This window comes from Mycobacterium sp. Aquia_216 (assembly GCF_026723865.1).
GTDB lineage: Bacteria > Actinomycetota > Actinomycetes > Mycobacteriales > Mycobacteriaceae > Mycobacterium.
Genome location: NZ_CP113529.1, coordinates 1,457,082 through 1,479,834 on the forward strand (window position 1 = coordinate 1,457,082; position 22,753 = coordinate 1,479,834).

Annotated in this window: 20 protein-coding genes and 1 pseudogene; 10 read left to right on the plus strand and 11 right to left on the minus strand. The window is 67.5% G+C overall.

Annotated features, from left to right (window positions below):
* Positions 1-109: 109 nt before the first annotated feature.
* Positions 110-418 (minus strand): WhiB family transcriptional regulator, encoded by a 309-nt coding sequence (locus OK015_RS07080; protein WP_036466967.1) that lies wholly within the window; start codon positions 416-418, stop codon positions 110-112.
* A gap of 355 nt (positions 419-773) precedes the next feature.
* Between OK015_RS07080 and OK015_RS07085 the strand changes: the two genes are divergently transcribed.
* The 3 genes from OK015_RS07085 to OK015_RS07095 all read left to right on the plus strand — a co-directional run bounded on the left by OK015_RS07085 (position 774) and on the right by OK015_RS07095 (position 3,020).
* The gene (locus OK015_RS07085; protein ID WP_268130275.1) at positions 774-1,592 is read left to right on the plus strand and encodes a hypothetical protein; all 819 of its coding nucleotides are present in this window, start codon (positions 774-776) and stop codon (positions 1,590-1,592) included.
* 80 nt (positions 1,593-1,672) lie between these two features.
* Positions 1,673-2,248, plus strand: a complete 576-nt coding sequence (locus OK015_RS07090; protein WP_268130276.1) for a sigma-70 family RNA polymerase sigma factor — start codon at positions 1,673-1,675, stop codon at positions 2,246-2,248.
* Positions 2,241-3,020, plus strand: a complete 780-nt coding sequence (locus OK015_RS07095) for an anti-sigma-D factor RsdA (RefSeq protein WP_268130277.1) — start codon at positions 2,241-2,243, stop codon at positions 3,018-3,020. The genes OK015_RS07090 and OK015_RS07095 overlap by 8 nt, the downstream gene beginning before the upstream one ends.
* Before the next feature lie 32 nt (positions 3,021-3,052).
* On the opposite strand, the gene OK015_RS07100 is transcribed toward OK015_RS07095, so the two are convergent.
* Positions 3,053-3,466 (minus strand): DUF5319 domain-containing protein, encoded by a 414-nt coding sequence (locus tag OK015_RS07100; protein ID WP_003879523.1) that lies wholly within the window; start codon positions 3,464-3,466, stop codon positions 3,053-3,055.
* 152 nt (positions 3,467-3,618) lie between these two features.
* On the opposite strand from OK015_RS07100, the gene guaB reads away from it, so the two are divergent.
* From guaB to OK015_RS07115, 3 genes are all read left to right on the plus strand, one after another.
* Complete coding sequence (gene guaB / locus OK015_RS07105; RefSeq protein WP_268130283.1) at positions 3,619-5,208, plus strand: IMP dehydrogenase; 1,590 nt, start codon at positions 3,619-3,621, stop codon at positions 5,206-5,208.
* Between the two features lie 14 nt (positions 5,209-5,222).
* Complete coding sequence (locus OK015_RS07110) at positions 5,223-6,362, plus strand: GuaB3 family IMP dehydrogenase-related protein (protein ID WP_268132501.1); 1,140 nt, start codon at positions 5,223-5,225, stop codon at positions 6,360-6,362.
* Between the two features lie 63 nt (positions 6,363-6,425).
* Positions 6,426-8,171 carry a GMC family oxidoreductase gene (locus OK015_RS07115; RefSeq protein WP_268130284.1) on the plus strand — a complete coding sequence of 582 codons (1,746 nt, stop codon included), beginning with the start codon at positions 6,426-6,428 and terminating at the stop codon, positions 8,169-8,171.
* Here the strand turns inward: OK015_RS07115 and OK015_RS07120 are convergent.
* The 4 genes and pseudogenes from OK015_RS07120 to OK015_RS07135 all read right to left on the minus strand — a co-directional run bounded on the left by OK015_RS07120 (position 8,168) and on the right by OK015_RS07135 (position 12,745).
* The gene (locus OK015_RS07120; protein ID WP_268130286.1) at positions 8,168-9,070 is read right to left on the minus strand and encodes a TauD/TfdA dioxygenase family protein; all 903 of its coding nucleotides are present in this window, start codon (positions 9,068-9,070) and stop codon (positions 8,168-8,170) included. The genes OK015_RS07115 and OK015_RS07120 overlap by 4 nt on opposite strands.
* Before the next feature lie 98 nt (positions 9,071-9,168).
* On the minus strand, positions 9,169-11,544 hold the full coding sequence (locus OK015_RS07125; protein WP_268130287.1) for a glycoside hydrolase family 65 protein: 2,376 nt from the start codon (positions 11,542-11,544) through the stop codon (positions 9,169-9,171).
* Positions 11,541-12,345, minus strand: a pseudogene (locus OK015_RS07130) (beta-phosphoglucomutase family hydrolase). The gene OK015_RS07125 and the pseudogene OK015_RS07130 overlap by 4 nt, the downstream one beginning before the upstream one ends.
* Positions 12,346-12,592: 247 nt before the next feature.
* Complete coding sequence (locus tag OK015_RS07135) at positions 12,593-12,745, minus strand: hypothetical protein (protein ID WP_268130289.1); 153 nt, start codon at positions 12,743-12,745, stop codon at positions 12,593-12,595.
* A gap of 22 nt (positions 12,746-12,767) precedes the next feature.
* On the opposite strand from OK015_RS07135, the gene OK015_RS07140 reads away from it, so the two are divergent.
* Both OK015_RS07140 and guaA read left to right on the plus strand, forming a co-directional pair.
* Positions 12,768-13,004: a hypothetical protein gene (locus OK015_RS07140; RefSeq protein ID WP_268130290.1), complete on the plus strand. Its 237-nt coding sequence runs from the start codon at positions 12,768-12,770 to the stop codon at positions 13,002-13,004.
* An 11-nt stretch (positions 13,005-13,015) separates the two neighbouring features.
* The gene (gene guaA, locus OK015_RS07145; RefSeq protein ID WP_268130292.1) at positions 13,016-14,611 is read left to right on the plus strand and encodes a glutamine-hydrolyzing GMP synthase; all 1,596 of its coding nucleotides are present in this window, start codon (positions 13,016-13,018) and stop codon (positions 14,609-14,611) included.
* Between the two features lie 14 nt (positions 14,612-14,625).
* On the opposite strand, the gene OK015_RS07150 is transcribed toward guaA, so the two are convergent.
* A complete protein-coding gene (locus OK015_RS07150) occupies positions 14,626-15,234 on the minus strand; it encodes a hypothetical protein (RefSeq protein WP_442791216.1) in 609 nt (202 codons plus the stop codon).
* A 96-nt stretch (positions 15,235-15,330) separates the two neighbouring features.
* Here OK015_RS07150 and OK015_RS07155 point away from each other — a divergent pair, with 96 nt between their 5' ends.
* Together OK015_RS07155 and OK015_RS07160 are read left to right on the plus strand one after the other, a co-directional pair.
* The gene (locus OK015_RS07155; RefSeq protein WP_268130294.1) at positions 15,331-16,014 is read left to right on the plus strand and encodes a hypothetical protein; all 684 of its coding nucleotides are present in this window, start codon (positions 15,331-15,333) and stop codon (positions 16,012-16,014) included.
* 5 nt (positions 16,015-16,019) lie between these two features.
* The gene (locus tag OK015_RS07160; RefSeq protein WP_268130296.1) at positions 16,020-17,591 is read left to right on the plus strand and encodes a DNA polymerase Y family protein; all 1,572 of its coding nucleotides are present in this window, start codon (positions 16,020-16,022) and stop codon (positions 17,589-17,591) included.
* A gap of 7 nt (positions 17,592-17,598) precedes the next feature.
* On the opposite strand, the gene kasB is transcribed toward OK015_RS07160, so the two are convergent.
* From kasB to OK015_RS07180, 4 genes are all read right to left on the minus strand, one after another.
* Entirely contained in the window at positions 17,599-18,852 is a 1,254-nt protein-coding gene (kasB, locus tag OK015_RS07165; RefSeq protein WP_268130298.1) for a 3-oxoacyl-ACP synthase KasB, read from the minus strand.
* An 89-nt stretch (positions 18,853-18,941) separates the two neighbouring features.
* Complete coding sequence (locus OK015_RS07170) at positions 18,942-19,970, minus strand: nucleoside hydrolase (protein ID WP_268130300.1); 1,029 nt, start codon at positions 19,968-19,970, stop codon at positions 18,942-18,944.
* Entirely contained in the window at positions 19,967-21,967 is a 2,001-nt protein-coding gene (locus OK015_RS07175; protein WP_268130301.1) for an SDR family oxidoreductase, read from the minus strand. Before OK015_RS07175 ends, OK015_RS07170 begins: the two co-directional genes overlap by 4 nt.
* A 19-nt stretch (positions 21,968-21,986) precedes the next feature.
* Positions 21,987-22,700: a histidine phosphatase family protein gene (locus tag OK015_RS07180; RefSeq protein WP_268130303.1), complete on the minus strand. Its 714-nt coding sequence runs from the start codon at positions 22,698-22,700 to the stop codon at positions 21,987-21,989.
* Between the last annotated feature and the right edge of the window lie 53 nt (positions 22,701-22,753).

The window sequence follows — 22,753 nt, forward strand, 5'->3', positions numbered from 1 at the left end:
GCTCAGGGATCGGCATCTTTGAAGATCGACGCCCAAAACCAACGAGGTCAGGTCGACTGACAACGCACGAGTTCACCGGCACCGCGCGCCGCGGTGGATGCGGCGCCGATCAGGCCGAGCGGCGGATGCCGCGGTTGCGGCCGATGTCACCTTTGAGCAGCATGTCGCGCTCCGATTCCGACAGGCCGCCCCAAACCCCGTAGGGTTCACCGACATCGAGTGCGTGCGACCGGCACTGCTGGATCACCGGGCACTGCCGGCACATCTCCTTGGCGCGCTGCTCACGCTGCATGCGGGCACGGCCACGCTCGCCGTCGGGGTGAAAGAACATCGAGGAGTCCACGCCGCGGCACAGTCCTTGCAGTTGCCAGCTCCAAATATCTGCGTTGGGCCCAGGTAGCTGCTCCGGCTGTGGCATGGCTAGTTCCCTTCTGCACGGCGCGCCCACGGGGGGTTGGGTTCGCAAAGTGAGTGTGCAACTGATTTAAGGGCGGCGTCACCGATGACTACCCGTCATTGCTAGAACTTAGGTGCGTCGATGAATTTCCGTCAATAGGCGCTTAGTGTGACAAAATATATCGGGGTTGGAGGAGAATTAACTCTGCGTTCATCTCCTACGCATTTCGCGTAGGAGAACGGTGCTACCAGGCACTTGACCAAACTGAGATTTCCCAGCTCAGGGCACAAAGCTGGGTAAGCGCCTTTTATTACAGAGATGATCGTGATTAACATTTCGGTAACACCAACACCATGAACTGTTTACTACTATCACCGTGATTGAAACTCGTCACCCTTCGAAGATTGAGCTGACGCTGGTGGCGGCGGCCTTCGGCGACCAGCCCGCACACTGGCCGTTGCCGACGGCGAGAACACCGAGCGAACTCTGGTTGCGTGCGGTGGCGGCCGGCGGGCAGGGCCGCTACGGCAGTGCCTACCGAGACCTGGCGATGTTACGGGGCGGCGCGGCGTCCGGCCGGCTTGTCTCGTTGGCCCACAGCACGCAGGGATCGTTTCTGCGCCAACTCGGTTGGCACGCAAGGGCCCGCGGCTGGGACGGTCGTGCCCTCGCACTGGCCGGCACTGATTCCGAAGCCCGTGCCGATGCTCTGATCGGGCTGGCGGCGGACGCTTTGGGCGTCGGCCGCTTCGCTGCCGCAGCGACATTGCTGGCGCGCGCGGACGAGGTGTTGGTGGCCGAAAACGTGCCCGAGCGGCTCCTGGTGCGGCGCCGGTGGGTCGCCGCGGAGTTGTCGATGGCCACCGGTGACGGCGCCGTCGCGGTCCGTCGTGCCGAGGAGGCCGTCGAGCTCGCGCAGGCCATGGAACACCCCTCGACGCGGCACCGCGTCAAGAGCGACGTCGTGCTGGCGGCCGCGCTGTGCAGTGCCGGTTCGGTTGACCGCGCCCGCACAGTCGCAGAGGCCGCGCTGGACGCCACGGGCCGTCTGGGACTGATACCGCTTCGTTGGGCCTCGGCATGCTTGCTGTTCGATATCGCTAGCGTCACGATTTCCGGGCCGAAATTGGCCCAAATTCGGGATGTCTGCGCAGGCCAGGTGCGGCGCGCCGGTGGAACCTGGCCTTCCGCTTGAAACCGCGTTCGGCCGTTATTGTCATTGCGAGAGTTGGCCCGCGATGTGCCCCGTTTGTAACGTTGGAGAGACCCCCGTCGATGACAATTCAAGCGGAACGTCTCGATGCTGTGGTTGCGGAGGCCGTAGCGGGAGACGGAAACGCCCTACGGGAGGTGCTGGAGACCATCCGTCCGATTGTGGTGCGATATTGCCGGGCACGAGTTGGCACGGTCGAGCGGGGGGGCCAGACAGCCGACGATGTGGCTCAGGAGGTGTGCTTGGCGACTCTGACAGCCCTGCCGCGTTATCGGGATCGAGGACGTCCCTTTCTGGCCTTCCTGTACGGCATCGCGGCCCACAAGGTCGCCGACGCCCATCGCGCCGCCGGCCGCGATCTTGCCTACCCCTCCGATTCCGTTCCCGAGCGCTGGTCGTCCGAAGCGGGGCCCGAGCAGCGGGCCCTCGAAGCCGATTCGGTCAGCCGGATGAACGAATTACTCGACATCCTGCCGGCAAAACAGCGCGAGATTCTGATTCTTCGCGTCGTTGTCGGCTTGTCTGCCGAAGAGACCGCCGCCGCTGTCGGCGCAACGCCAGGAGCCGTCCGGGTAGCTCAGCATCGAGCTTTGTCGCGGCTCAAGTCCGAGATGGTTGCAGCAGGTGACTATGCCTGAATTTGGATTCTCAGAACGGCCGGGGCTCGACGAGGTGAGCCGAACCGATCTGCTCCTCGACGCGCTCGCCGAGCGTCAGCCGATCGATGTCGACGATCCCAACGACGACGCGTTGGCCACCCTGCTGGGGGATTGGCGTGACGATTTGAGGTGGCCCCCGGCCAGTGCGCTGGTTTCGCCGGAAGAGGCGGTCGGGGCGCTGCGTGCCGGAATGTTGGAGCAGCGGCGGAGCCGGCGCGGCCTGGTAACGATCGGGTCGGTGGCGGCGACATTGTTGGCCCTCAGCGGGTTCGGCGCCATGGTGGTCGAGGCCCGTCCCGGCGGGACGCTCTATGGCCTGCACTCGATGTTCTTCGACGAGCCCCGGGTCAACCAGAACCAGACCATGTTGTCCGCCAAGGCCGATCTGGCAAAGGTTCAGCAACTGATCGACAAAGGCCAATGGACGCAGGCCGAGAACCAGCTGGCCGAGGTCAGCAGCACCGTGCAGTCGATGAACGACAGTGCCGGCCGAAAAGAATTGCTGGACGAGATCAATCTGCTGAACGCGAAAGTCGACTCGCGCGACCCGAATGCGACGGTGCCGCCGGCCGCGCCGCCGCCGAGCTCCGCGGTTCTGCCGGCTCCGCAGTCCCAAATCTCGTCGGCTCCGGGCTCGGCGCCGCCAAAGGCAATCAGCCCGAGCACAACCTCGCCTGCGCCCGCCCAAACTCCGAGCCCTGCGGCGGGCCACCACCGACACCGTTCGGTCGCGCCAACCAATACGCCTTAGAAAACGCCCTAGAAAGCGGGCCGCTTAATCGCTCAGTGGCGCCGGTGAAATCCGTCGGCGTCCGAAGTCGCTTCGTTGAGCGACGCGTCGGCGTATCCCCGGCAGTAATCCCACGTGACGTAGGCATCCGGCTCCGGGTCGTACGCGGGTTCGTGCGGGCGCACGGTGCCGTCGATCAGCAGTTGCAGCAGGTTCGCCCGCAGCATGTCCCAGTCGTGATAGTGGTCTTGCTGACACTCGTCGCAACAGACCACAAGTCCGCGAATTCCCTTGTGCGCCAACAGAGCTTCGTATACGGCCAGATCGGCCAGATCCGCCTCGACCGCCATCCGCTCTTGTTGATCCAGCGGCTGTCCAGGCTCGACGGCGTCCAGCGCCGCCGACGGGTCACATGGGTCATCCGCGAACGGGTCGGGTGGCAAACCCGGGGGAAGGTGGTCACGCACGCCCCTAGCCTACGCAAGCGGGCCGTGGAAACGCCAGCAGGGAGGCCGCGCGCCGATTGGCTCGTGCGGCGCGCCAACAGGTGCGACTCCCCGAATGCCCGCGACCGATAGGATGGGTTTCTCGCTGCGCGCGCGTATGGAGGGTTTCACCGATGTCCCGTGGCACGTCCCACCTCGAAGACAGCTCCGACCTGGTCGCAAGTCCGTACCTGCGCGTCGGCGGCCTCGCCGACGATCCGGTGCCGACCGGGGGAGACAACCCGCACAAGGTGGCAATGCTGGGTCTGACCTACGACGATGTGCTGCTGCTTCCTGCGGCGTCCGATGTGGTTCCCGCCACGGCCGACACCTCGAGCCAGCTAACCAAGAAGATCCGGCTCAAGGTGCCGCTGGTCAGCTCGGCGATGGACACCGTCACCGAGTCGCGGATGGCCATCGCGATGGCCCGGGCCGGCGGCATGGGCGTGCTGCACCGCAATCTGCCGGTCGCCGAACAAGCCGGCCAGGTCGAGATGGTCAAGCGGTCGGAAGCCGGCATGGTCACCGACCCGGTCACCTGCCGGCCGGACAACACGCTGGCCCAGGTCGAAGCGCTGTGCGCCCGGTTCCGGATCTCCGGACTGCCCGTCGTCGACGACTCCGGCACGTTGGTGGGGATCATCACCAACCGCGATCTGCGGTTCGAGGTCGACCAGACCAGGCCGGTCGCCGAGGTGATGACCAAGGCCCCACTGATCACCGCGCGCGAGGGTGTCAGCGCCGACGCGGCGCTGGGCCTGTTACGCCGCAACAAGATCGAGAAACTGCCTATCGTCGACGGCCACGGCCGGCTGACCGGGCTGATCACCGTCAAGGACTTCGTCAAGACCGAACAGCACCCGCTGGCCACCAAGGACAGCGACGGCCGGCTGCTGGTGGGCGCCGCCGTCGGGGTCGGCGGTGACGCCTGGGTCCGCGCAATGATGCTGGTCGACGCCGGGGCGGACGTGCTGATCGTGGATACCGCGCACGCCCACAACCGGCTGGTGCTCGACATGGTCGGCAAACTCAAGGCCGAAGTCGGCGAGAAGGTCGAGGTGATCGGCGGCAACGTCGCGACCCGCTCGGCCGCCTTGGCGCTGGTCGAGGCGGGCGCCGACGCCGTGAAGGTCGGCGTGGGCCCGGGCTCGATCTGCACCACCCGCGTGGTGGCCGGTGTCGGCGCCCCGCAAATCACCGCGATCCTGGAAGCCGTCGCGGCCTGCGGGCCGCACGGGGTGCCGGTCATCGCCGACGGGGGACTGCAGTATTCGGGCGACATCGCCAAGGCGCTGGCGGCCGGCGCCTCCACGGCGATGCTGGGCTCGTTGCTGGCCGGCACCGCCGAGGCGCCCGGCGAGCTGATCTTCGTCAACGGCAAACAGTTCAAGAGCTACCGCGGCATGGGGTCGCTGGGGGCCATGGCGGGCCGCAGCGGAGCGAAGTCGTATTCCAAGGACCGCTACTTCGCCGACGACGCGCTCTCCGAGGACAAGCTGGTGCCCGAGGGGATCGAGGGCAGGGTGCCGTTCCGCGGTCCGTTGTCGTCGGTGATCCACCAGCTGACGGGCGGCCTGCGCGCCGCGATGGGCTACACCGGCTCCCCGACCATCGAGGTGCTGCAGCAGGCGCAGTTCGTCCGGATCACGTCGGCCGGACTCAAGGAAAGCCACCCCCACGACGTCACGATGACCGTCGAAGCACCCAACTACTACGCGCGGTGAACAGCGAACTGAACATGGTCGAGATCGGGATGGGCAGAGTGGCCCGTCGCACCTACGAGCTCAGTGAAGTCAGCATCGTCCCGTCGCGGCGCACCCGCTCGTCGCAGGACGTGTCGACGGCCTGGCAGCTGGACGCCTACCGCTTCGAGATCCCGGTGCTGGCCCACCCGACCGACGCGTTGGTGTCGCCGGAGTTCGCGATCGAGCTGGGCCGGCTCGGCGGGCTGGGCGTGCTCAACGGCGAGGGGCTGATCGGCCGGCACGCCGACGTGGGGGCCAAGATCGCGCAGCTGCTCGAGGCCGCCGAAAAAGAGCCCGAACCCTCGGCGTCGATCCGGTTGCTGCAGGAGCTGCACGCGGCGCCGCTCAACCCGGAGCTACTCGGGGCCGCGGTCGCCCGCATCCGCGAGGCCGGCGTGACCACCGCGGTCCGGGTCAGCCCGCAGAACGCCCAGGCGCTTACGCCGGTACTGCTACAGGCCGGTATCGATCTGCTGGTCATCCAGGGCACCATCATCTCGGCCGAAAGAGTGGCCTTGGATCGGGAAGGGGCCGGCGAGCCGCTCAACCTGAAGACCTTCATCTCCGAACTCGACATTCCGGTCGTCGCCGGCGGGGTGCTCGACCACCGCACGGCGCTGCACCTGATGCGCACCGGCGCCGCAGGCGTCATCGTCGGCTACGGCTCCACCCGGGGCGTGACCACCAGCGACGAGGTGCTCGGCATCAGCGTGCCGATGGCCACCGCGATCGCCGACGCCGCGGCCGCGCGCCGCGAGTACCTCGACGAGACCGGCGGCCGCTACGTGCATGTGCTGGCCGATGGTGACATTCACACCTCGGGTGAGCTGGCCAAGGCCATCGCCTGCGGCGCGGACGCCGTGGTGCTGGGCACGCCGCTGGCCGAAAGCGCCGAGGCGCTCGGTGACGGGTGGTTCTGGCCGGCCGCGGCGGCGCACCCGTCGTTGCCGCGCGGGGCGCTGCTGCAGATCGCGGTCGGCGAGCGGCCGCCGCTCGAGCAGGTGCTCAACGGGCCGTCCTACGACCCGTTCGGCAGCCTCAACCTGGTCGGTGGCCTGCGCCGATCGATGGCCAAGGCCGGCTACTGCGACCTCAAGGAATTCCAGAAGGTCGGCCTGACCGTCGGAATCTGAGGTCTTTTGGCCGGCGAGCGAGCCGCTAGCACGTTACTGGCCGGTAAGTTCATACTGGTGGGGATGAAGCCAGATTTTGACGTCCTGATCATTGGTTCGGGTTTCGGCGGCAGCGTCAGCGCGCTGCGGTTGACCGAAAAGGGTTACCGCGTAGGCGTTTTGGAGGCGGGCCGCCGCTATGCCGACGCGGAGTTCGCCAAGACGTCGTGGGATCTGCGCAAGTTCCTCTGGGCGCCCCGGCTGGGTTGCTACGGCATCCAGCGGATTCACCCGCTGAAGAACGTGATGATCCTGGCCGGTGCCGGAGTCGGCGGCGGCTCGCTGAACTACGCGAACACGTTGTACGTGCCGCCGGAGCCGTTCTTCAACGACCAGCAGTGGAAGCACATCACCGACTGGCGCAGCGAGCTGATGCCGCACTACCGGCAGGCGCAGCGGATGCTGGGCGTGGTCGACAACCCGACGTTCACCGACGCAGACCGGATCGTCAAGGAAGTCGCCGACGAGATGGGATGCGGAGATACCTTCGTGCCCACCCCGGTCGGGGTGTTCTTCGGCCCCGACGGCACCAAGGCACCCGGGAAGACGGTGCCGGACCCGTTCTTCGGCGGAGCGGGCCCCGACCGCACCGGTTGCCTGGAATGCGGTTGCTGCATGACCGGCTGCCGCTACGGCGCCAAAAACACCTTGCTGAAGAATTACCTCGGCCTCGCCGAATCGGCTGGGGCGCAAGTCATTCCGATGACTACGGTGAAGAGTTTCGAGCAGCGGTCCGATGGCTTGTGGAAGGTGCGCACCGTTCGCACCGGAAGCTGGCTGCGCCGGGACCGGCGCACGTACACCGCGAACCATGTCATCCTGGCCGCGGGCACCTGGGGAACGCAGCATCTGCTGTTCAAGATGCGGGACAAGGGCCTGTTGCCCCGTCTCTCAACACGTTTGGGCGTCTTGACCCGGACCAACTCCGAATCGATCGTCGGTGCCGGACGGTTGAAGGTCTCCCCGGACCTGGACCTGACGCACGGCGTGGCGATCACGTCGTCGATCCACCCGACGTCGGATACCCATGTCGAACCCGTCCGTTATGGCAAGGGCTCCAACGCGATGGGGCTGCTGCAGACGTTGATGACGGACGGTCCCGGCCCACAAGGCACCGATGTGCCGCGCTGGCGCCAGCTGCTCGACACCGCCGGCGAGGATCCGGGCAAGATGTTGCGGCTGCTCAACCCCAGCCGCTGGAGTGAGCGCACGGTGATCGCGCTGGTGATGCAGCACCTGGACAACTCGATCACCACGTTCACCAAGCGCGGGAAGCTGGGCATCCGCTGGTATTCCAGCAAGCAGGGGCACGGCGAGCCGAACCCGTCGTGGATCCCGGTCGGCAACGAGGTCACCCGCCGTATCGCGGACAAGATCGACGGAGTTGCCGGCGGCACCTGGGGTGAGCTGTTCAACATTCCGCTGACCGCGCACTTCCTCGGCGGGGCGGTGATCGGCGACAGCCCCGAGCGGGGCGTCATCGATCCCTATCACCGCGTCTACGGCTATCCGTCGCTGCTGGTGGTGGACGGCGCCGCCATCTCGGCGAATCTGGGCGTCAACCCGTCGCTGTCGATTACCGCGCAAGCCGAGCGGGCCGCCTCACTGTGGCCGAACAAGGGCGAGAACGATCAACGGCCGCTGCAGGGCGACACCTACCGCAGGCTGGACCCGATCCCGCCGAAGTACCCGGTGGTGCCTGCGGACGCGCCCGGCGCGCTGCGCTGGTTGCCGATCGACCCGGTCGGCTCGACGGCCGGGGCGGGTTAGCTGGCGATCACCTCGAGCGGGGCGCCGCTGACCACCCGGCTGCGCTCGCCGTGCACGTTGACCGGCACATCGCCCATCAGCGTGACCCGATGCATCAGCCGCGGCTGGTCGTCGTAGTCGTCGATCGCCCGGTGCTGGGTGGCCCGGTTGTCCCAGATGGCCACGTCGCCTGCCGCCCAGCTCCAGCGAATAGTGTTCTCGGGCTTGGTGATTCGGCGCTGCAATAATTCCAGCAGGGTGCTTGACTCGCCGCTGTCCAGGCCGACGAAGTTGCGCACGAAATCGCCCGCGATCAGGGTGCGCTCGCCGGTCTCCGGGTGCACGCGCACCACCGGGTGCTCGGTCTGGAAGTCCTGCTTCTCGAACGCCTGCCGGAACTCCCGCTGAGCGTTGGTCATCGCCAGGGTGGCTTGGGGGGCGACGTAGTCGTAGCGGTTGCTGTGCAGTGCCCACAGATTCTCGACCAGGCTTTTGAGCGGCTCGGGCAGGTCCTGGTAGGCCGCGGCGGTCGAGGCCCACAGCGTCGATCCCCCGTAGCTGGGCAGGGTGACGGCACGCAGGATCGAGGCCGCCGGGTAGTTCGCGGCGAAGGTCACGTCGGTGTGCCAGCGGTTGGCCTTGCCGTATTCGGAGTTGATCGGCGTGATGACCGGTGCGCCTTTGGCCGCGAGTGCGCCGGCGGCCGGATGCCCGACGGGCGTGCCGAGCAGCCCGCCGAAGGCGAGTTGCTGCTGGTCGTCGAGGTGGTGTTGGCCGCGGAAGAAGATGACCTTGTGGGTCAGCAACGCCCCGCGGATGTCGTCGACGGTGGCCGGGTCGAGGTGGCCGCCGAGGTGCACCCCGTCGACCCGGGCGCCGATCCGGCTCCCCAGCTTGGTGACGGTTATCTGGTCTGTCATGGCTGTCGTCCTTGCAGAAACATCGAGTGTAGTCAGTTGACTAAGCCCCGAGTGTAGTCGCTTGTATACAGATTCGGCAACCAGCCGCCGTACCGCGCTTACTTGCCCCTGAGCTGGTGGGCGACCGTCCGCCGGTGGGTGGGCGCGCACCCCGGCGGCTGCGGCGGCGGCGGCAGCAGCGCCTTGCGCGGACGCACCGCGAATGACGTCGCCGCATCCGTCTTGAGCACGACCTCCTCGCCGGCGTGCCGGATGGTCAACTCACCGGTGTCGCCGTCGCTCAGGGTGTAGGTGACGTCGTTGTGGTTGGCGTCGACCATCAGCCGAAAGTCGCGCCACCGCACCCGGAACCGCAGCCGGGTGATGCCGTCGGGCAGGGCGGGATCGATTTCCAGGATGCCGTCGTCGTCGCGCAGGCCGCCGAAGCCCGCGACGATCGCCATCCAGGCGCCGGCCAGCGATGCCATGTGCAACCCGTCGCGGGTGTTGGAGTGCAGGTCGCGCAGGTCGATCAGCGCGGCCTCGTAGGCATAGTCATGCGCCAGCTCCAAATGTCCGACCTCGGCGCACATCACGGCCTGGCAGCAGGCCGACAGCGACGAGTCGCGCACCGTGCGCCGCTCGTAGTAGTCGACGTTGCGGGCCTTCTGTTCGGGTGTGAACGCGTGGCTCTGCCACTGCATGGCCAGCACCAGGTCGGCCTGCTTGATCACCTGCGCCGGATAGAGCCGCACATACGGCTCGTGCAGCAGCAGCGGATATTTGTGCCGGTTCTCGAAATCCCACTCCGCGAACTTGGTGAAGCCTTCGCACTGCTGGTGCACACCCAGTTCCTCGTCGTACGGAACGTTGACGGCATCGGCCGCGTCGCGCCAGGAGGCCGTCTCCTCGTGGGTGACACCCATCGCCTCGGCCGCCTCGGGGTGGCGGTTGCAGGCATCGGCGGCGACGACCAGGTTGTGCGCGGCCATCAGGTTCGTGAAGACGTTGTCGCGCACGATCGCCGTGTACTCGTCGGGCCCCGTGACGCCCTCGAGGTGCCAGACGCCGTGGCGGTCGTGATGCCCGATCGACATCCACAGCCGGGCCGTCTCGACGAGTACCTTTATGCCGCAATCCGCCTCCAGCGACTGGTCGCCGGTGACGACGCGGTACCGCTCGAAGGCCATCGCGATGTCGGCGTTGATGTGGAAAGCCGCGGTACCCGCCGGCCAGTAGCCGGAACACTCCTGGCCGCGGATAGTCCGCCACGGGAAGCTGACGCCCTCGAGGCCGAGTTCCTTCGCGCGGTCCCGGGCCATGTCCATTGTCGACGCCCGCCACCGCAGCGAATCGGCGACCGCGTGCGGCAGCGTGTAGGTGAGCACCGGAAGCACGAAACCCTCGGTGTCCCAGAAGGCGTGGCCGTCGTATCCCGTTCCGGTCAGCCCCTTGCTGGGGATGGCACGGCGCTCGGCCCGGGCGCTGGCCTGCACCAGGTGAAACAGCCCGAACCGCACCGCTTGCTGGGATTCCGAATCGCCTTCGACCTCGACGTCGGCGTTTTCCCAGAAATCATCCAGGAACTCCCGCTGGGCCTTCACCAACCCGTCCCAGCCGCTGTAGCGGGCGCTGTGCAGCGCGGCGGCGACCTGGTCACGCAGCGCGGGCCGGGAGCGCTGGCTGGACCAGCCGTACGCGAGGTATTTGACGATGCGCAGCTTCTGCCCGGGGCGCAGCCCGCAGATCACGGTGGTTCGTGCCAGGTCGGGACCGGAGTCGTTGGTGACCTCGACCCGTCCGGGAACCTCGACGATGTGATCCATGCCCGCCGCCATCATCAGCTGACTCGCCCTGGTGCGGTGCATCAGCAGCGCCCCGCAGTCGGTCTCGTCGTGCTCCACGGCCTCCAGCGGGTTCTCCAGGATGGCCGCCACCCGGGGGTCGGCCGACGTCGTCGGCTGATCCTCGTTGGTGACTAGCTCCGACTGCACCGTGACGCGGACGAATTCGTTGACCGCCTCGACGATGTACTCGATGGCGGCCACACTGCGATGGGCCAGCGACACCAGCCGGGTGGAGGTCACCCTGACTTCCTTGCCCACCGGCGAACGCCAGTGCGCGTTGCGGGTCAGCGTTCCGGCCTTCAGATCGAGGACGCGCTCGTGGGAGATGAGCTCGCCGTACCGGACGTCGAAGGGTTCGTCCTCGACGAACAGGCGAATGATCTTGCCGTTGGTCACGTCGACGACGGTCTGGCCGGCCTCCGGGTAGCCGTAGCCGGCCTCGGCGTAGGGCAGCGGCCGGATCTCGTAGAAGGAGTTCAGGTAGGTGCCCGGCAGGCCGTACGGTTCGCCCTCGTCGAGGTTGCCGCGCAGCCCGATGTGCCCGTTGGACAAGGCAAATAACGATTCGGACTGGGCGATCAGGTTCAGGTCGAGCCGCGTCTCGCGGATCGCCCACGGTTCGACGGGGAAGGCTTCCTGGGTGATCATGCCTTGGCCTCGTTTGAATCCGCGAGCAATTCTGCGAGGTCGGTCACCACGACATCGGCGCCACTTTTCCGGAGATCTTCGGCCTGGCCGACTCGGTCGACGCCCACCACGTAGCCGAAGTTACCGGCATGACCGGCTGCCACACCCGACAGCGCGTCCTCGAACACGGCGGCCGCGTCGGGGGCGACGTCGAGCAGTTGCGCCCCCCGCAGATAGGAGTCGGGAGCGGGTTTGCCTTTGATGTGTTCCTCGCGCAGCGTCACCCCGTCCACCCGCTGCTGGATGAACCGGTCCAGCCCGGTGATCTCGAGCACCTCGCGGGTGTTGGCGCTCGACGACACGACGGCGATGCCCAGGCCCGCGGCCGAGGCCGCCTCCAGATAGCGCCGCGACCCGTCGAACACCTCGACGCCGTCCTTGGCGAGGACGGTTTGGAACATGTCGTTCTTACGATTGCCCAGGCCGTAAACGGTTTCGGCATCGCCGGAGTCGTCGGGATTGCCGTCGGGCAGTTCGATTCCCCGGCTGCCCAGAAACGACCGGACTCCGTCTTCGCGCTTTTTGCCGTCGACGTAGGTCCGGTAGTCCGCCGCGGCATCGAAGGGGACGAACTTCTCTCCGGTGCGCTCGGCTCGCTGGGACAGGTAAGCGTCGAACATGGCCTTCCAGGCCTTGGTGTGCACGCTTGCGGTATCGGTGAGCACGCCGTCGAGGTCGAACAGACAGGCGCGCACCTTCTCTGGCAGACCCAGCACAGAGGATCCTCACTGTCGGAGTAGTTGGGCGATACCACTCCACCATGCTTGCCCGTGGGCCGCCAGCGAACGCCCGTGTTGTTCAACTCGCGCGCGACTCCTTGCAGACCCGAAGCCGCCCGTCCGACAACGCGGTGGTCGGGTTTTCGGCCGTGCGGGCGCAGTCGGCCACGAAGGCGTGCCCGAGTGTTCGATGGTGAAGCCGCACGACTCCTCAATTCATCGGCCGGCCAGATGGCTGTGCGCGGCCCGCTGGGCCCACGGCAGGGATACGAGAGTTCGCAGCCATCCAATCACGTTGTCCCACAAGGCAAGGCGGCCGCGATTGACCAGCGCCCGGCGAGGTGGCGCGCGGTGCCGCCGAGCCCACTTCCGGCGGCGAGCAATGCCCGCTCGAAGTTGTGCCGCGACAGGCCGTTCGAACGCTGAGTTCCGTTCTGAGTCATATTCTTTCCCTTTCCCAGTGACGTGCCGCTAGCAGACCGGCGAACCCACTTGCGGGCCGTCCGGGAACGCGTGGTGTACGGCGTCGCGCACCGCACCGCGCGCCCCGCGGGTAGCTGTTCGATCACCCTGTGTGCTAACGCCATTGAGTTGCGTATCGCGGATCTGACGTCGGCCGGCAACGCGGCCCTGCGGCGCGTCAACTTCGACGCCGACCGGCGCGCCATCGACGCCGTGCGCGCCGTGTTTTGGCTCCACTAAACTCGGTGAGCGTGGCTGAACCTGCTGATCTCGACAATCCCGCCCCGGCGACCCGACCGGTACTGGTGGTCGATTTCGGCGCGCAGTACGCGCAGTTGATCGCCCGTCGCGTCCGGGAAGCGCGGGTCTTTTCGGAGGTCATTCCGCACACCGCCTCGGTCGACGAGATCAAAGCCAAGGATCCGGTGGCCCTGGTGCTGTCCGGCGGGCCGGCCAGTGTGTACGCCGAAGGCGCCCCGCAACTGGACCCGGCCGTGTTCGATCTCGGTGTTCCGGTGTTCGGCATCTGCTACGGGTTTCAGGCGATGGCCCAGGCGCTGGGTGGCACCGTCGCCCACACCGGCACCAGCGAGTACGGCCGAACCGAACTGAAAGTGGTTGGCGGCGAACTGCATTCGGGCCTGCCCGCGGTGCAGCCGGTATGGATGAGCCACGGTGACGCGGTCACGGCGGCGCCCGAGGGATTCGACGTGGTGGCCAGCAGCCCGGGTGCGGCGGTTGCCGGCTTCGAGAACCGGGCCCGGCGACTGGCCGGCGTGCAGTACCACCCGGAGGTGATGCACAGCCCGCACGGGCAGCAGGTGCTCAGCCGATTTCTGCACGACTTCGCCGGTATCGGTGCCCAGTGGACGGCCGCCAACATCGCCGAGGCGCTGACCGAACAGGTGCGGGCCCAGATCGGCGACGGCCATGCGATCTGCGGGTTGTCCGGCGGGGTGGATTCCGCGGTGGCTGCCGCGCTGGTGCAGCGCGCCATCGGCGACCGGCTGACCTGCGTCTTCGTCGACCATGGGCTGTTGCGGGCCGGTGAGCGCGCACAGGTGCAGCGCGATTTCGTCGCCGCCACCGGCGCCAACCTGGTCACCGTCGACGCGGCCGACACCTTCCTCGAGGCGCTGGCGGGCGTGACCAACCCCGAAGGCAAGCGCAAGATCATCGGTCGCCAATTCATCCGGGCCTTCGAGGGCGCGGTGCGAGACATCTTGCAAGACGAGGGGGCACAGGACGGTTCTGGCGTCGATTTCCTGGTGCAGGGCACGCTGTATCCGGACGTGGTGGAGTCTGGCGGCGGCAGCGGTACCGCGAACATCAAGAGCCACCACAACGTCGGCGGTCTGCCCGACGACCTGAAGTTCAAGCTCGTCGAGCCGCTGCGGCTGCTGTTCAAAGACGAGGTGCGCGCTGTCGGGCGGGAGCTGGGGTTACCGGAGGAAATCGTTGGGCGCCAACCATTTCCGGGTCCAGGGTTGGGCATTCGGATCGTCGGCGAGGTCACGGCCAAGCGGCTGGACACGCTGCGTCGCGCCGACTCGATCGCCCGCGAGGAGTTGACCGCCGCAGGCCTCGACAACCTGATCTGGCAGTGCCCGGTGGTGCTGCTGGGTGAGGTGCGCTCGGTCGGCGTCCAGGGCGATGGTCGCACCTACGGGCACCCGATCGTGTTGCGGCCGGTGTCCAGCGAGGACGCCATGACCGCCGACTGGACCCGGGTGCCCTATGAGGTGTTGGAGCGCATCTCGACCCGGATCACCAACGAGGTGGCCGAGGTCAACCGCGTGGTGCTGGACATCACCAGCAAGCCGCCCGGCACCATCGAGTGGGAGTAACCCGCCGCTCTGCGCTATTCCACGAATTCGCTTCTGCCATAAGCAATGCCGGCCGCGCTCCAGTTGCCGCCGGCCTGGATGACGAGCCGGCGGGCGATATCGCGATCGTCGTTTCCGGCGACCAGGATCATGGTGTGGTCGGTCGCGGTGACGGATCCGCCGCGCAGCCGGGTGCGAGCCGCCGGGTCGGCGCCCAGCGCGGTGCCGAGTCGCTCGATGTCGACGTCCGGGACGGTGATGATGATCGCGTTCTGTTCCGGTGCGTGCTGCGGCAGGTAGTCGAAAGACAGCACCGATTCCTGATCGAACTGACGGCGCAGTGCCTCGGCGGCGACGTGCAGGGCGGGCTCGCCGGCGCCGCACAGATGGAATTCGCGCGAACGCTCAGCGGTGACCCGCTGCAGCGCGGTGGACCAGTACACCCCGTCGAGCGGCGTCGATCCCGTCGTCGCGACACCGCCCTGGGTGATCGTCACGTCGGCCTGCGTCTCGAACAGGGGATCGGCATTGTCGGTGACGAAGAACTCGGCCGGTTGACAGTCACCTTGGGCCGGAGTGGCCGTCACGATGGCGGCACAAAGTAGCACCAGGAGCCACAGCAGCACCGACCGCATAAGCAGCATCTCCCGTTTCTTGACGGTTGTCGGCGGGTGGGTGTTTACTCGAATCAATCGAACATATATTCGAATATAGTGCAGGAACCGCTGGTAGGAGGCTATATGACGGCGGCTGTCGCCTCCGACCAGGATCGCGCTCAACAGCTCGAATCTTTACGCCGGCAGATCGCGGTGTTGTCCGGGAAGGCGCCCGCGGCGGCCGTTGCCCGTGCCGATGATCTGCTGCCGGAATCGGAATCCCAACTGCCGGTCCCGGCGTGGCTGGCCGACGCGCTGCCCACACAGTTGCCCCGGGGGACGGTGGCGGTGCTGTCCGGAGCACGGTCGCTACTGCTGAGCATGGTCGCCGCGGTCACGGCGGCCGGAGGGAACGCGGCCATCGTCGGTCAGCCCGATATCGGGCTGCTGGCCGCGGTGGAGATGGGGGCGGATCTGAGCCGGCTCGCGGTGATACCGGATCCCGGGACCGATCCGGTGGAGGTGGCCGCGGTGCTCATCGACGGTATGGATCTGGTGGTGCTCGGTCTGGGTGGGCGCCGGGTGCCGCTGACCCGGGCGCGGGCAGTCGTGGCACGCGCCCGCCTCAAGGGCTGCACGCTCCTGGTCACCGACGGCGACTGGCAAGGGGCGCCGACGCGGCTTCAGGCCCGGGTCTGCGGCTACGAGATCACGGCGGGTGATCGGGGCGCCCCCGTCTGCGGATTCGGACGAATCAGCGGAGTGCGGCTGCAGGTCAGCGGGGTGTGCGCGGGGAGACGGGTGATCGGCCGAACGCGAACCGGGTGAATCGGATGTCTTCCCGGGTGCTGGCTATCTGGTGCATGGACTGGCCCGCGGTTGCGGCGGCGGCAGCAGCGGGCCAATCGGTGACGGCCCCGGTCGCGGTCACTCTGGCCAACCGGGTGATCGCCTGCTCGTCGGCGGCCCGTGCGGCCGGAGTGCGGCGAGGGTTGCGACGCCGGGAGGCGGCGGCCCGTTGCCCGCAACTGCATGTCGCCACCGCCGACGCTGACCGCGATGCCCGCTTTTTCGAAGGGGTGGTCGCGGCGGTCGACGATCTGGTGCCCCGTGCCGAGGTGCTGCGGCCCGGGCTCCTGGTGTTGCCGGTGCGCGGGGCGGCCCGCTATTTCGGGTCCGAGGTTCAGGCCGCCGAGCGGTTGGTCGATGCGGTGGCGGTGAGTTCAGTGGCCGGCGCCGAGTGTCAGGTCGGGATCGCCGACCAGCTGTCCACCGCGGTCTTCGCCGCCCGTGTCGGCCGTGTCGTCCGAGCGGGCGGCGACGCGAAGTTTCTGTCGGTGCTGTCGATCCGGCAGCTGGCCACCGAGCCGAGCCTGTCCGGTCCGGGGCGAGAGGAACTCACGGATCTGTTGTGGAGGTTAGGGATTCGCACTATCGGGCAGTTCGCCGCGTTGCCGGCTACCGACGTGGCTTCCAGATTCGGCGCCGACGGGGTGAGCGCGCACCGGTTCGCGCGCGGCGAACCCGAGCGGGGGCCGTCCGGGCGGGAGCCGCCGGCCGAACTCGAGGCCGTGCTGGACTGCGATCCGCCGATCGACCGGGTCGATGCCGCGGCATTCGCCGGACGTTCGCTGGCCGGCACGCTGCACCAGATGCTGATGTCCGCCGGAGTGGGATGCACCCGGCTGTCCATTCATGCCGTCACCGCCAACGGCGAAGAACTGAACCGGGTGTGGCGGTGCGCCGAGCCGCTGACCGAGGACGCCACCGCCGATCGGGTGCGCTGGCAACTGGACGGGTGGTTGAGCAACCGGACTACCCGCAACCCCCGCCCAACCGCGGCGGTGACATTGTTGCGGCTGCGGGCGGTAGAGGTGGTGTCCGCCGAGGCGCTGCAGCTGCCGTTGTGGGGTGGCCTCGGTGAGGAGGACAGGCTGCGGGCCCGCCGGGCGCTGGTGCGGGTGCAGGGCCTGCTCGGCCCGGAGGCGGTGCGGGTACCGGTGTTGTCCGGAGGCCGCGGACCGGCCGAACGCATCACGCTGACTCCGCTGGGTGATGAGCCGGTGCCGCACGCCGACCCGGGGTTGCCGTGGCCCGGTCAGCTGCCAGATCCGTCACCGGCGGTATTGCTCGACGATCCGGTGGAATTGCTCGATGCCCACGGGAATCCGATACGGGTGACCAGCCGGGGGATGTTCTCCGCGGACCCGGCGCGCCTGGTCGCCCGCGGCCAGGACGATCCGCTGCGCTGGTGGGCCGGACCGTGGCCGGTCGACGAGCGATGGTGGGATCCGGATCGATCGACGGGCCACACCGCCCGCGTCCAGGTATTGCTGGAGAGCGAGCGGGCATTGCTGCTGTGCTATCGCCGGCGCCGGTGGTATCTCGAAGGGATCTACGAGTAAGGAGCTGTCAGTACCGGCCGAAAGCTATGGCCACATTGTGGCCGCCGAAGCCGAACGAGTTGTTGATCGCGTACCGGTAATCACCGGGCCGTGGCTTGCCGGACACCACGTCCAAGTCGATCTCTGGATCGAGATTTTCCAAATTCAGTGTCGGCGGCACCACCTGATCCCGTAGCGCCAGCACGGTCAGGATGGACTCCACCGCGCCGACCGCACCCACCGAATGGCCCAGCGCGGCCTTGGGCGCGTAGACCGCCGGCCTGGTGCTGCCCAGCGCGTTGTTGATGGCCTTGCCCTCGGCCAGATCACCCACCGAGGTGCCCGTGGCGTGGGCATTGACGTGATCGATGTCCTCAGGTGTCAGCCCGGCCAGCTGAATCGCCCGGCTGATCGCGTGCCCGGCGCGCGCGCCGTTGGGGTCCGGTGCCACCATGTGGTAGCCGTCCGAGGTGATGCTGGCGCCCATGATCCGGGCCAGGATGTTGGCGCCTCGGGCTTTCGCGTGCTCCTCGGTCTCGATCACCATCAGCGCGCCGGCCTCGCCGAACACGAAGCCGGTCCGATCCCGGTCAAACGGTCGGCAGGCCCCGGCGGGGTCGTCGTTGCGGGTCGACATCACGATGCGCATCTGGGCAAACGCCGCGATCGCCACCGCCTCGATCCTGACCTCGACGCCGCCGCAAATCGCGATGTCGGCCTCGCCCAGGACGATATTGCGCCAGGCCTGGGCGAGGCCTTCCGAACCGGACGCGCACGCCGAAACCGGGGTGAGTATCCCGCCCCTGGCGCGTCGTTCCAGGCCGATTGCCGCGGCGGGGCCATTAGGCATGTACTTGGCCACCGCAAGCGGGGAGACCGCCTTGCCGCCGCGCGCGCGTATGTCGTCGTAGCTGAAGACGATTTGTTCGGCCGAGCCCAGGCCGGTGCCGACAGAAACCAGCAACCGGTTGGGGTCGACCTCGGGTGAACCGGCGTTCTCCCACACCCGGCGGCTCAAGATGGCTGCCATCTTCTGCAGCCACCCCATCCGGTGCCGCTCGGCGCGCGTCAATCCGTGGTCGAAATCCTCGTGCAGGTGCCCGCCGATGCGTACCGGCAGGTCATAGACTTCGACAAACGAGTCTTCAAGAGTGCGGATGCCGCTTTGGCTGTCCAGCAACAACTTCCAAGTGCTCTCGGCGTCGGTAGCCAGTGCGGTGGACATGGCGATGCCGGTAACCACCACATTCGGTAATGCTTTCCCCGTGACCAGCTCTGTCATTGCGTAGGTCCTTCCGTGCTGACTAACGCAACCCCGCGCAGGTACGCCACTATTCCATAGTCGCTGAAGTCACTCCATAGTTGCTGAAGTCACGGGGAGAGTCGACGCGCGAACGGCCCCACGCGTTCGATGAACCGGTCGAAGAACACCGCCGGGTCGACGCCAACACCGATGCGCGCGTTGGGTTCCCGGCGCCAGTCGGTCACCGTCATGCCGCGGGTCAGCGTCCCGGCCAACTCGACGTCCACCCGGCCGGAACGGGTTGCGATGAGTTCGGGGTCCAACGCCACCGCCGCGGCCAGGGGGTCGTGCAGATGCGCCAGAAATCCGTGCCCGTTGTCGTAGTAGCCCTCGAGATAGAACCGCATCGCGTCTTCGATTACCCGGATCACCGGATTGGACGCCGTCGAGCGGGTTCCCCGTTTGTCGTCGACGCTCATCATCGTCGACGTCGATCCTGCGGCGTCCGCCAATCTCGCCAGGATTTCCGGTGTGATCGCTACGTTGCGGGTCAGGTCCAAGCCGCACAAGATCGGAAGCCGCTGCGGTCCAACATTTTCAGCCGACCAGGCCGCGAACACCTCGGCGGCCGCCTCGGGATCCACGCTGATATTCCATTCCGCCACGGCGGTCGTATTGCCGATGTGGTCATAGGAGCCGCCCATGATGACCAACCGGCGCAACAGGTTCGGCAGTGCGGGCTCGGCACGCAGCGCCAGCGCCAGATTCGTCAGCGGGCCGGTCGCCACGCCGATCAGCTCGCCGGGATGCGCCTGTGCCGCGCGCACCCAGGCGGTCGCCGAGTCGTGCTCGGTCAGCGCAGCGTCGCTCGGCGGTACGTCGGCATACCCCAGGCCCCGCGGGCCGTGGACTTGCGAGGGCGTGCGCAGTGGGCCGGTGAGGGTTTCGTCAGCCCCCTTCGACACCGGGACGCCGGTGACCCGGCACAGCTCGAGCAGGCCCAGATTGTTGGCGCAAACCTGTTGTACACCGACGTTTCCACCGGTCGAGGCGATGCCGACCAGGTCGGCGTCCGGGCTGGCCAGCAGGTATATCAAGGCCAACGCGTCGTCGACACCGGTGTCGACATCGGCGAACACCGGCGAGGGTTCGGTCACCAATGAACTCCGGGCACCAGGCGGACCGCCTTGCGGACCGGTCGGGGGATCCCGATGCGGCCGACGCCGCGCGCCGGGCGCCTGGGTCGCCGGCGTACGCTCTTTGCGTCGCTGCTGTCCGGCGAAACTCCCAGCGCGGCAGCAGAATCAGGGTAACCCAGATAGACCTGGTGCAGGATTCGCCGCGAAGTCCTGGGCACGAGGTAGTTGCCCGCCTCGGCGAGCGTGCCCAGCGGAGTGTCGATGCGCGCCGGCTTTTCGACCAGCCCGCGCACCACCATCGCCGCCGCCCGTTCGGGGCTGATCGGCGCCACCGGGTTGAGCCGCTGCGACGGCACGATCATGGGCGTCTTGACCAGTGGCATATGGATGTTGGTGAATGTGATGTGGTCGGACAGCGTCTCCGAGGCGACCACGTCGGAGAACGCGTCCAGCGCGGCCTTCGTCGGCAGATACGAGCTGTACTTCGGATTACGGGCCAACACGCCCGCACTGGAGACGTTGACCACGTGACCGAACCGGCGTTCCCGCCAGTGCGGGAGCAGCGCGAGCACCATTCGGACCGCGCCGAAGTAGTTGACGGCCATCACCCGCTCGTAGTCGTGCAGCCGATCGGTGGAGTTGACCACCGAACGGCGAATCGAACGGCCCGCGTTGTTCACCAGGTAGTCGACATGACCGAACTGGCCCAGGATGTCCTTGATGGTGTGCTCCACCGACGCCGAATCGGTGACGTCGCAGGTGAATGCGTGGGCCTGGCCGCCGTTGGCGCGAACCTCGGCGACCAGCTCGTCGAGTGCGGAGCCGTTGCGGGCCAGCGCGAACACCGTCGCCCCGCGCTCGGCGACCGCGATCGCCGAGGCGCGGCCGATACCGCTGGATGCGCCGGTGATGATCACGTGCCGGCCCTGCAGCGGACCCTGCGGGTCGTCGCGGCGGGCGCGATCGGGATCGAGATGCTCGGCCCAGTACCGCCACAGCTTGGGTGCGTAGCTGGCAAAATCGGGGACTTCGATTCCGCTGCCGCGCAACGCGTTTTGCGTCGCCTCGCTGACGAAGGTGGGAGCCAGGTCCACGAGGTCCAGCACCTCGGCGGGAATCCCGAGCTGGGTGGCCGCCATGTTGCGCACCCGTCTGGCGCGTCCACGGGCCTTCAGCACCGGCGCGGCGATCGAACGAGGCAACGAGCCGCGAAGCGGTGGCAGTCCCGCGGTCTTGGCGATGCCGCGGTAAATGCCGCGCAGCCCAATGGTTTCCGGCGAGGTCAGGTGGAACGTCTGGCCATCGTAACCGTCGGCGTGCAGCAGTGCTACGAGCGCGTCGACGACGTAGTCGACCGGGACGATGTTGGTGCGCCCGGTGTCAGGCAGCAGGATCGGGGTCAGCGACGGCAACACGGCCAGCTTGGCCAGCACGCCGAAGAAGTAATAGGGGCCGTCGATCTTGTCCATCTCGCCGGTGCGCGAATCGCCGACCACGACGGCCGGGCGGTAGATGCGGTAGCGCAGTCCGGGTTGCGACCGCGCCAGCAACTCGGCCTCGAACTTCGTCTGGTGGTACGCGGTGGGTAGCTGCTGGCCGACGTCGAAGTCGTCTTCGGTGTACTCGCCGGCGAAATCCCCGGCCACCGCGATCGACGACACGTGATGGAACGTGGCGTCGAGCCGTTGCGCCAGCCCGATCACGGCGCGGGTGCCCTCGACGTTGGCGGCGCGCTGTTCGGCCTCGCCGGCCGTGACGTCGTAGATCGCCGCGCAGTGCACCACATGGTCGACCCGGCCCAGCTCGGCGACCGTCTGGTCGGACAGCTCCAGCTCCGGCAGCTCGCCGACCAGCGGTTTGGCGCGCTCACCCCAGTGGGAGGCCAGCCGTTCGAAGCGTCCCAGCGACTGGCGCCGGACCAGGACCCACACTTGCGCATCGGGCCGGGTATCCAACAAGCGAGCTACGACGCGGCGACCGATAAACCCGGTACCGCCGGTAACGACATACCGCATGGAGTCATGGTAGCGGGGATCAGCTGAAGTTGCGGATGCCGTCCCACTCGACCAGCGTCCAGCCGTCCGTCGGGTTGCCGGTGATCACCACGCGACCGGTGTTCGGCAGGGGATGGCTGGTCAGCAGGGTGTTCTTGCCGTTTTTGGCGTTCATCAGCGTCCACGCCATGATCGCCGCACCCTGGGAGAACACGACCGGCTTGCTGTGGCCGCTGTTGTAGACCTTGTTCACCGCGGCGGTGAACTCGTCGTTGAACTGCTTCCCGCTGATCGATCCCGGGATGCTGTCCGCGACGTCGCCGTTGATCCAGTCCACCGGCGCCAACAAGTACGTCGAACCCGCCATCGTTTCGGGTTTGCCGTTGTACCAGCCGGCGCCCAGTGACTGCACGCCGGACAGGACCTCGACCTGCTTGCCGAGTTCGCCGGCCAGCGGCCCGGCGGTCTGCTGTGCCTCGGCCATGGCGGAGGCGTAGACGGCGTCGAAGTCGTTGCGGCCGCTCCGATGCGCTAGCTGCTGGGCCTGTCCCTTGCCCTCGGCGGTGAGGCCGGGGCCGGGCGGGTCGGTGTTGATCACCCCGTCGGCGTCGGCTTGAGTCTGCGCGTTGCGGATGAAGGTCACCGTGATGGCGCGCGCCTGCGCCGATCCGCCGCACGCACCGACGACGAGCGCTACGACGAGTACGGCTCCTGTTTTCCAGAACGCCTTTCCGATCATGCTGCGCGTGGCCATGTCGATAGCCTGCCCTGCCGACGGCCCCAGGGGGAAGGGTTTGCAATGGTTGA